Annotated in this window: 8 protein-coding genes and 2 tRNA genes; 9 read left to right on the forward strand and 1 reads right to left on the reverse strand. The window is 69.2% G+C overall.

Features of this window, described 5'->3' with window-relative positions:
- Positions 1–145: 145 nt before the first annotated feature.
- On the reverse strand, positions 146–559 hold the full coding sequence (locus tag ACFXB5_RS08790) for an SsgA family sporulation/cell division regulator (RefSeq protein WP_003959770.1): 414 nt from the start codon (positions 557–559) through the stop codon (positions 146–148).
- A gap of 190 nt (positions 560–749) precedes the next feature.
- Here ACFXB5_RS08790 and ACFXB5_RS08795 point away from each other — a divergent pair, with 190 nt between their 5' ends.
- The 9 genes from ACFXB5_RS08795 (at position 750) to ACFXB5_RS08835 (ending at position 9,040) form a co-directional block, all read left to right on the forward strand.
- The gene (locus ACFXB5_RS08795; protein ID WP_385204205.1) at positions 750–1,205 is read left to right on the forward strand and encodes a TIGR02611 family protein; all 456 of its coding nucleotides are present in this window, start codon (positions 750–752) and stop codon (positions 1,203–1,205) included.
- 66 nt (positions 1,206–1,271) lie between these two features.
- Positions 1,272–1,343, forward strand: a tRNA-Val gene (locus ACFXB5_RS08800).
- A gap of 256 nt (positions 1,344–1,599) precedes the next feature.
- Positions 1,600–2,880, forward strand: a complete 1,281-nt coding sequence (locus ACFXB5_RS08805) for an ABC transporter substrate-binding protein (RefSeq protein ID WP_385204208.1) — start codon at positions 1,600–1,602, stop codon at positions 2,878–2,880.
- An 11-nt stretch (positions 2,881–2,891) separates the two neighbouring features.
- Positions 2,892–3,893: a carbohydrate ABC transporter permease gene (locus ACFXB5_RS08810; protein ID WP_385204211.1), complete on the forward strand. Its 1,002-nt coding sequence runs from the start codon at positions 2,892–2,894 to the stop codon at positions 3,891–3,893.
- Positions 3,894–4,008: 115 nt separating this feature from the next.
- Complete coding sequence (locus ACFXB5_RS08815; protein ID WP_385204214.1) at positions 4,009–4,863, forward strand: carbohydrate ABC transporter permease; 855 nt, start codon at positions 4,009–4,011, stop codon at positions 4,861–4,863.
- 7 nt (positions 4,864–4,870) lie between these two features.
- Positions 4,871–5,494, forward strand: a complete 624-nt coding sequence (locus ACFXB5_RS08820) for a hypothetical protein (protein ID WP_385204217.1) — start codon at positions 4,871–4,873, stop codon at positions 5,492–5,494.
- A gap of 114 nt (positions 5,495–5,608) precedes the next feature.
- On the forward strand, positions 5,609–8,356 hold the full coding sequence (locus ACFXB5_RS08825; protein WP_385204219.1) for a Tat pathway signal sequence domain protein: 2,748 nt from the start codon (positions 5,609–5,611) through the stop codon (positions 8,354–8,356).
- 33 nt (positions 8,357–8,389) lie between these two features.
- Positions 8,390–8,899 (forward strand): SRPBCC family protein, encoded by a 510-nt coding sequence (locus ACFXB5_RS08830; protein ID WP_385204222.1) that lies wholly within the window; start codon positions 8,390–8,392, stop codon positions 8,897–8,899.
- A 66-nt stretch (positions 8,900–8,965) separates the two neighbouring features.
- Positions 8,966–9,040: transfer RNA gene (locus ACFXB5_RS08835), tRNA-Val, on the forward strand.
- Positions 9,041–9,095 lie beyond the last annotated feature (55 nt).

A 9,095-nucleotide genomic window follows, 5' to 3' on the forward strand; every position in this document is an offset into this window, starting at 1 on the left:
CCCGCCGGGGGCCCCGCCCGCCTCGCCTGCCTCTGCCGTTGTCGGGAATGCCATGGTTCGGGATCGTCGGTACGTGATGCGGTCGCGCCCCGGCTCGTGCCGTCTCCCCGAGTCGGACGGCCGAGCGCTCAGCTCTCGCCGGGTCTCAGCTCTCCGCCAGGATGTGGGAGAGCTCTGTGTCGAGGTCGAAATGGCGGTGTTCGGTACCGGGTGGCACCGCGGCGTCGGTTCGCTTCAGGAACGACTCCAGGGCCCGCGCCGGGGCTTCGAGCAGTGCCTCCCCCTCCGGGGAGCTCAGGGCGATGCAGACGACTCCCTGGCCGTGGCTGCGGGACGGCCACACCCGGACGTCGCCGGTGCCGGTGGGCCGGTGCAGACCCTCGGCGAGAAGATCGCGGGCGAACACCCATTCGACCGTCTCTTCGGCTCCGGTGTGGAAGGTGGCGTGCACGGCGTAAGGGTCGGCCGTGTCATACCGCAGGCCCGCCGGTACAGGCAGTGAGGATTCGCTCGACACAACGAGGCGCAGGTGCAGCTCGCAGCTGACCGTGGTGTTCATAAGCGCCAGGGCCTTTCGCTCAGTGTGCGCTCGGGGATTCGCACGTCGGCGAAATCGACATGCCACCTACGGTGCCGTTGTAAACCCCTCTGACCGTTTTGCGGCTCTTCTGGTAGCTCATGCGGCCCAGCTCCGGACCGGCCACGACCGCCGTTCCGGTGACTTCAAACGATCAGGTAAGTTGGGTCACATGAATGCGGAGAGTGACGAGCGACGCGGGGCCGGCGAAGCGGGGCCCCAGGTCGCGACGGGGGGCGATGACCCGAAGAAGGAGCCGGTATGGGGCTCCCGGGCGCCGCGGTTCATCAAGCGGTCCCGCCCGCTCCACCTGAGCTGGCAGGTCGGCGTGTTCATCGTCGGTCTCGCGGTCGTGGGTCTGGGTGTCATCCTGCTGCCCCTGCCCGGCCCGGGATGGTTGGTGATCTTCGCCGGAATGGCGATCTGGGCGACCGAGTTCGTCTGGGCCCAGCTGGTGCTGGCCTGGACCAAGCGCAAGGTCACCGAGGCGGCACACCGTGCCCTGGACCCGAGGGTGCGCAGGCGCAATCTCATACTGACCACGATCGCGGTGGTGATCTGCGCCGTGGCGGTGTCTGCCTATGTGTGGAAGTTCGGTGTCGTGATGCCGTGGAAGATCGAGCAGTGAGCGGCCCGGCGTCGTAGGACTGGTCATGAGCACGGTCCGGCATGCGCTAATGTTGGGCGTGCGCCAGGGCGATTAGCTCAGTGGGAGAGCGCTTCGTTCACACCGAAGAGGTCACTGGTTCGAACCCAGTATCGCCCACCCTGAACCGAGGGCCCGGAAGGCATCTGCCTTCCGGGCCCTCGGCGTTGTCGCATGTCCGAAGGTGTTCGGTGCCGGGTGGTCGGCAGGGCCCTCCCAAGCGCTTTCGTCGAAGCGCTTCACCTCGATCCTGAGTGATCCTGTCCGAACCGTTGACGTACGCCTCATTGGTCCCTAACTTGTCCCGGCAAGCGCTTGCCTAAAACGTTTCAAACTAGCGGGGGCAGTCGGACGACCTGCCCGGGAGGGGCGTGTCATGGGTGCTGGGCGATGGGCGGCGAGGGCGAGAGGGGTCCGGGCGGCCGCGGCCGTGGTGGCCGCGCTGGGGCTGCTGGCCACCGGCTGCGGCGGGGGAAGCGGTTCCGGGGACGGCAAGGTGACCATCCGCTACTCGTGGTGGGGCGCCAAGGACCGCGCGGAGCTGATCCAGAAGACGGTCAGGCTCTTCGAGAAGGAACACCCGAACATCAAGGTCAAGACGGACTTCTCCGAATACACCGACTTCTGGAGCAAGTTCAATACCCAGGCCGCGGGCGGAAACGCCCCGGACGTCTTCCAGAACTCCTACGCCTTCCTGCGCAAATACGGCGACAAGAACCTTCTGCTGGATCTGAACGGTCAGGCCGACGCCGGAAATCTCAGCCTCAAGGGATTCCGCGACGGACTGGAGAAAGCCGGGGATATCGACGGCAAGCTCCTCGGAGTGCCGGTCGGCGCCAATACCTTCGCGTTCTTCTACAACCCGGACGCGTATCGGAAGGCCGGGGCGACCGTCAAGGACGGATGGACCTGGGACGACTTCTTCGCGGCCGCCAAGAAGGTGCGCAAGAGCGACGGCACGCTCTACGGCGCCAGCGACAACGCCAACGTGATGTACCTCTACGACCTGTATCTGCGGCAGAACGGCAAGGCGTTCTTCACCAAGGACGACAAGCTCGGCTTCACCAAGGACGACCTCACCGAGTGGTGGGGCCGCTGGCAGCAGCACGCCAAGGCCGACGAGTTGGTGCCGGGCAAGAAGTCCGAGCAGGCCAAGCCCAAGGCGTCGATCAGCGCCGATCTGTCGGCCTCCGAGTTCACCTGGGACAACTTCCTGGTCCGTTTCGCCGCCGAGACCAAGACCACCCTCGACCTCGGACCCATCCCGACCACGGACGGCAAGCGCACCGCCCAGTACCTCTCCTCGCTGATGCTCAGCGGCTCCGCCCGCACCCAGCACCCCAAGGAAGTCGCCCAGTTCATCGACTTCATGACCCATGACCCCGAGGTGGGCAAGATCATGGGCTACAACCGCGGCATCCCGGCGACCACCGCCCAGTACGACGCCTACAAGCCCCAGGGCGTCGACGCCAAGATCGCCGCGTATGAGAAGAGCGTGAGCGCCAAGCTGGAGCCGATCACGCCGCATCCGGCCGGCGCCGATGTCGCCGAGGCCGCCTTTCTGAGGATCTACACCCAGGTCGCGCTGGGGCAGACCTCGATGGGCAAGGCGGTCGACCAGTTCTTCAGCGAGGCCGAGTCCGCGCTCGACTCGTGAGGAGAGCTTCCGTGACACCGACCACGACGCGTGCGGCGGACGGAGTGCGGCCTCCCGGCGGGACGACCCCCGAGAAGGCCGCCCCCGGCGCCCGCCCCGCCCCGGCGGCGGGGCGGCGGCAGGGCCGCCGGGAGACCCTCGCGGGCTATCTCTTCCTGACGCCCTGGTGCGTCGGGATCTTGCTGCTCACCCTCGGCCCGATGCTCGTCTCGCTCTATCTGGCGTTCACCGACTACAACCTCTTCGACTCGCCCCGGTGGATCGGGTTCAAGAACTTCCAGGACCTCTTCGAGGACGACCGCTGGTGGACCTCGGTCCAGGTGACGCTGAAGTACGTACTGATCGGCACCCCGTTGAAGCTGGCGGCGGCGCTCGCCGTGGCGCTGCTGCTGGTCAAGCCCCGTAAGGGCCAGGGCTTCTACCGCTCGGCGTTCTACGCCCCCTCGCTCATCGGCGCCAGTGTGAGCATCGGCGTCGTCTGGCGGGCGATCTTCAACGACGACGCGATCGTCGACAAGTCGATGAGTCTTTTCGGGTGGGACGTCGGCGGCTGGATCGGCGACCCGGACTGGGCGCTGCCCACCCTCATCACCCTGACCGTCTGGCAGTTCGGCGCCCCGATGGTGATCTTCCTGGCCGGGCTGAAGCAGGTGCCGGGCGAGCTGTACGAGGCCGCCGAGATGGACGGGGCCGGCCGCTGGCGGCGGTTCCGGTCCATCACCCTGCCGATGATCTCGCCGGTGCTCTTCTTCAACCTCCTGCTGGAGCTCATCCACTCGTTCCAGGTCTTCACCTCGGCGGTGGTGATCGCCGGGTCGGGCACCAACACCGGCGGACCGGGCGACTCCCTGCTGGTCTACGGCTGGTACCTCTACGAGCAGGGCTTCCGCAATCTGCGCATGGGCTACGCCGCCGCGATGGCCTGGATGCTGATGCTCGGCATCGGCCTGGTGACCGCCGTGCTGTTCAAGACCCAGCGCGGCTGGGTGCACTACGAGGAGGATGCCAAGTGAGCGTGTCCCGGGGCGCTGCGCGGGCTGGTAAGACGAGACGCGCAGCGACGAAGGAGCGAGCAGTGACGAAGGAAGCCCGCGCATGGAAGCGCGCCGGGACTGAGCGGGAGGAGGCGTGAGTGCTTCTGTGGCGGTCGGGCGCCGTGCACGGTCCGTCGTGTGGCATGTGGGGGCGCTCGCCGTGCTGGCGGTGATCCTGTACCCCGTGGTGTGGGTGATCGGCGGCTCGTTCAAGCCGGGTGACCAGATCGTCGGCAGCCTCCAGCTGCTGCCCACCGATCCGATCACCGACAACTACCGCCGGCTCAGCGACGGCATCGCGGACGTGCCGATCTCGACCTTCTTCACCAACTCGCTGCTGCTGGCGGTCGGTTCGGTGATCGGCGTGCTGTTCTCCTGCTCGCTGGCCGCTTACGCCTTCGCCCGGATCCGCTTCGCGGGGCGCAACGCGCTGTTCACGCTCATGATCTCCACCCTGCTGCTGCCGTTCCAGGTATTGATCATTCCGCAGTACATCCTGTTCCAGAAGCTGGACCTGATCAACACATATGTGCCGTTGCTGCTCGGCAAGTATCTGGCGGCGGACGCCTTCTTCGTCTTCCTGATGGTGCAGTTCATGCGCGGACTGCCCCGGGAGCTGGACGAGGCGGCCCGGCTGGACGGCTGTGGCCATCTGCGCATCTACTGGAACATCGTGCTGCCGCTGTGCCGCCCGGCCCTGATCACCAGCGCGATCTTCACCTTCATCTGGTCCTGGAACGACTTCATCGGGCCGCTGCTCTACCTCAACGAACCGGACAAGTACACCGTCTCGCTGGGCCTGAAGCTCTTCATCGACCAGGACTCCGTCGCCGACTACGGCGGCATGGTCGCCATGTCGATGGTCGCCCTGCTGCCGGTGCTGCTGTTCTTCCTGGCCTTCCAGCGCTATCTGGTCGAGGGCGCGGCGACTTCCGGGCTGAAGGGCTGAGGCCGTCATGGGAAAGACCATGGGAGCCGCCGGGCCGGAAGCCGGGGGAGAAGCCGCCGTAAGACCCACTGCGCACGGCCGGCTGCGCTTCGCGCTGTTCGCCGAATGCCTGCTGACCGGCGTCTGGGTGGTGCTCGCCGCCCTGCCGGTGATCACCCTGCTGCCCGCGTTCGCCGCCGGTTGTGCGCACCTGGGCCGCCATCTGGACGGTGAACGGTCCACCTGGCGGGACTTCCTGGCCGGGCTGCGGGAGGCGACCCGGAGCGGCTGGCGGTTCTCCCTGCTGTGGTGGGCGGCGCTCGCGCTGCTCGGCTTCGATCTGCGGGTGGCCCGCTCCGGGGCCCTGCCGGGTGGGCCCGCGCTGATCGCCGTGAGCGTGGTGGGCCTGCTCGCGGTGGTCGTCCTCGGGCTGCGGACGGCGGCCTTACGGCGGCCCGGGACCGCATGGCCGGACGCCGCCCGTACCGCCGCACGCCAGGGGCTGACCGTCGACCCCGGCGGATCGCTGCTGCTCATCGGCGGGCTCGCCGTACTCGCCGTCGCCGCCTGGCAGATGCTGCCGCTGATCGCCCCGGCCTCGGGCGCCCTCGCGGGCTGTGCGGTCGCGGTGGAGCGCCGCGCCCGCGTCTGACCAGGCAGCGCCGCCTGACCAGACATCGCTCCTCCCCAGGCGCCGCCCGGCCCGGCGCCTCCTCCGCGCGCGTTCATGTCATGCACCTGCCCCCGTACGAAAGGTGAACCGGACATGCCTCCGATCCCCCGACGCAACCTCCTCAAGGCCGCGGCCGCCACCGGCGCCGCCGTGCCGTTCTCCTGGCTGCTCGCCCACAACGCCCCGAAGGCCGCCGCCGACAGCCCCGCCGAGAAGGCCGCCGACGAGCCCGTGGACATCACCTGGCTGGAGGACGGCGGCCTGGGCGCGGCCGCGGGCTCCACCTTCGGCGTCCCCTGGCCCAAGGGCGCCCACCCCGGCGACCGTACGTTCGCGCTGACCACCGCCGACGGCACACATGTGCCCCTGCAGACCTGGGCCACCGCCTACTGGCCCGACGGCTCGCTGAAGTGGACCGCCCACGCGGCGGGGGAGGGCCTCACCGGCAGCGCCTACCGGCTCACCACCGGCACGCCCGCCGCACCCGCCAAGAGGGTCACCGTCTCCGAGAGCGGAGGCAGGATCACCGTCGACACCGGGGTCATCAAGGCCGTCATCGGTAAGGACGGCAAGCAGCTCGTGCGCTCCGTCACCCGAGGCTCCACCGAGATCGCCCGCGACGGCCGGCTGGTCCTGCTCCGCCAGGGCGACGCGGACGACGGCGACCACGGCCGCGCCGAGTGGGAGCGGTTCGACGGCGAGATCAGCGGGGCGAGGGTCGAGCAGAAGGGCCCCGTCCGCGCCGTGGTCCGCATCGACGGCAAGCACCGTAAGGGCCGCCGCGGCTGGCTCCCCTTCAGCGTCCGGCTCTACTTCTACGCGGGCGCCGAGTCGTTCCGTATGGTGCACACGATCACGTTCGACGGCGACCAGAACAAAGACTTCATCCGGGGCCTCGGCGTCCGCTTCTCCGTGCCGATGCGCGACGAGGCGTACGACCGCCACATCCGCATCGCGGGCGAGGGCAAGGGATTCCTCACCGAGGCCGTCAAGGGCGTCACCGGGCTGCGCCGCGATCCCGGGGCCGGTGTCCGCACCGCCCAGATCAAGGGCGAGAAGCTGCCCGACCCGGCCGGCTGGGACCAGCGCGCCACCTCGCGGCTGCACCTCATCCCCACCTGGGGCGACTACACCCTCTCCCAGCTCTCCGCCGACGGCTTCACCCTGCGCAAGCGCACCAAGCCCGGCCACGGCTGGATCGCGGCGGGCGGCGGCGGCCGGGCGAGCGGCTTCGGCTACGTCGGCGGCGTCAGCGGCGGACTCTCCTTCGGACTGCGCGACTTCTGGGAGAAGTTCCCCGCCCAGCTGGACATCCGCGGCGCCGCCGGGGACGAGGCCGAGGTCACCCTGTGGCTCTGGTCGCCCGAGGCCCAGCCCATGGACCTGCGCTTCTACCACGACGGCATGGGCCAGGACACCTACCCAGAACAGCTCGAGGGCCTCGAGATCACCTACGAAGACTACGAGCCCGGTTTCGGCACCCCGTACGGCATCGCCCGCACCAGCGAACTCACCTTCTGGGCCAACGCGGCCACCCCCGACGCCGACACCCTCGTCCGGCAGACCGCCGCCGTGCGCACCCCGCCCCAACTGGCCGCCGGCCCCGCCGACCTGGTCCGCGCCAAGGTCTTCGGCGGCCTCTTCGCCCCCGTCGACCGCTCCACCCCCGCCAAGGCGAAGGTCGAGGACCGGCTGGACTTCCTCTTCGACTACCACAAGGGCCAGGTCGAACAGCGCCGTTGGTACGGCTTCTGGGACTACGGCGACATCATGCACACCTACGACGGAGACCGGCACCAGTGGCGGTACGACGTCGGCGGCTACGCCTGGGACAACTCCGAGCTCTCGCCCGACCTGTGGCTGTGGCTGGCCTATCTGCGCTCCGGCCGCTCCGACATCTTCCGCTTCGCCGAATCCATGACCCGGCACACCGGCGAGGTCGACGCCTACCACCTCGGCAAATGGGCCGGCCTCGGCACCCGCCACGGCGTCCAGCACTTCGCCGACAGCGCCAAACAGCAGCGCATCTCCACCGCCCTGTACCGCCGCTACTACTACTTCCTCACCGCGGACGAGCGGATCGGCGACATCATGCACGCCCTCGTCGACTCCGACGAGACCTTCCTCGTCCTCGATCCACAGCGCAAGGTCCGCGACGACCCCGACTACGAGCCCGATCCGCACGCCCTGGACATCGGCTTCGGCACCGACTGGAGCGGCCTCGCCGGGGCCTGGCTCACCGAATGGGAGCGGCGCGGCCCGAAGGCGGAGAAGGCCGAGGCGCGGCTGCGCTCCACCATGGAGACCATCGCCGCCCAGCCCAACGGCTTCGTCCAGGGCAGCGGGCTGTACGACCTCGACACCGGCAAGTACGCCATCGCCGACCGGCCCAGGGTCAGCGTCTCCCATCTGTCCGCGGTCTTCGGCCTGGTCGAGGTCTGCGCCGAGGTGATCGACCTCATCGACCTGCCGAAGTTCAAGGAGACGTGGCTGGACTACTGCCGCTACTTCAACGCCACCAAGGCCGAGCAGAAGGCCCGCTACGGCACCGACTTCGGCTCGCTGATCCTGGTCCAGGGCCACTCCCGGCTCGACGCCTACGCCGCCGTCCAGCTGAAGGACGACAAGCTGGCCGCCCGTGCCTGGCAGAAGTTCACCGAGTACCACGAGGGCGACGGCTACCCGGACGCCACCATCAGCTGGAAGTCGGTGCAGGTGGAGGGCCCGGACGTGCTGGAGCCCGGTGTCGAGGCGGCCTGGGTGAGCACCAACGCCACCGCGCAGTACGGCCTCGCCGCGATCCAGAACCTCGCGCTCGTCGGCGACAAGCTGCCGGGCTAGCCACACCGTCACGGCCGGACCACACTTGAGGGCATGGACTGGTGCCATTACCGCTTCCGCAGCCGATGGGACCTCGACGCTCCGCCCGCCGCCGTCTTCGCGGTGCTGGCGAACGGCGACGACTATCCGCGGTGGTGGCCCCAGGTCCGTGAGGTCCGGCGGATCGACGAGCGCAGCGGCGCCGCCCGCTTCCGCTCCCTCGTCCCGTACGACCTGCGGCTGATCGTCAGCGAGGCGCGCCAGGACCCGGTGGACGGCGTGCTGGAGATCGGCTTCGCGGGCGATCTGGAGGGATGGGCGCGCTGGACGGTGCTGCCCCAGGGGACCGGCACCCGCGCCCTCTTCGAACAGGAGGTGGTGGCCCGCAAGCCGCTGCTGCGCCGGCTCGCGCTCCCCGGCCGTCCCGTCTTCCGGGCCAACCACGCCCTGATGATGCGCTCCGGGCTGCGGGGGCTGCGGGCACTCCTCGCCGCGCGGCCCGCCGGTCCGGCCGGGGCGCCGCCCGGTCCGGCCTCCGGGCCTTCCGGCGGAAATGCGGTTTGAACCAAACCCGTCGCGACCTGTATTGTTCAGGTCGTTCCGCCGGGGAGACCCCGAAGAGAACAACCCGGGCGATTAGCTCAGTGGGAGAGCGCTTCGTTCACACCGAAGAGGTCACTGGTTCGAACCCAGTATCGCCCACCACCCCCATAGTCGGGGGGGGGGGGCGGGCGGCGCGCCCCCGGCGGCGGGGGGGGCT

Origin of the sequence: Streptomyces sp. NPDC059455 (assembly GCF_042750115.1) — a bacterium.
GTDB lineage: Bacteria > Actinomycetota > Actinomycetes > Streptomycetales > Streptomycetaceae > Streptomyces > Streptomyces endocoffeicus.

What these genes read in the sequence shown, in the direction of transcription:
- ACFXB5_RS08790 (WP_003959770.1), bottom strand. Translation starts at nt 559, where the DNA reads ATGAACACCACGGTCAGCTGCGAGCTGCACCTGCGCCTCGTTGTGTCG.
- ACFXB5_RS08795 (WP_385204205.1), top strand. Translation starts at nt 750, where the DNA reads ATGAATGCGGAGAGTGACGAGCGACGCGGGGCCGGCGAAGCGGGGCCC.
- ACFXB5_RS08805 (WP_385204208.1), top strand. Translation starts at nt 1,600, where the DNA reads ATGGGTGCTGGGCGATGGGCGGCGAGGGCGAGAGGGGTCCGGGCGGCC.
- ACFXB5_RS08820 (WP_385204217.1), top strand. Translation starts at nt 4,871, where the DNA reads ATGGGAAAGACCATGGGAGCCGCCGGGCCGGAAGCCGGGGGAGAAGCC.
- ACFXB5_RS08825 (WP_385204219.1), top strand. Translation starts at nt 5,609, where the DNA reads ATGCCTCCGATCCCCCGACGCAACCTCCTCAAGGCCGCGGCCGCCACC.
- ACFXB5_RS08830 (WP_385204222.1), top strand. Translation starts at nt 8,390, where the DNA reads ATGGACTGGTGCCATTACCGCTTCCGCAGCCGATGGGACCTCGACGCT.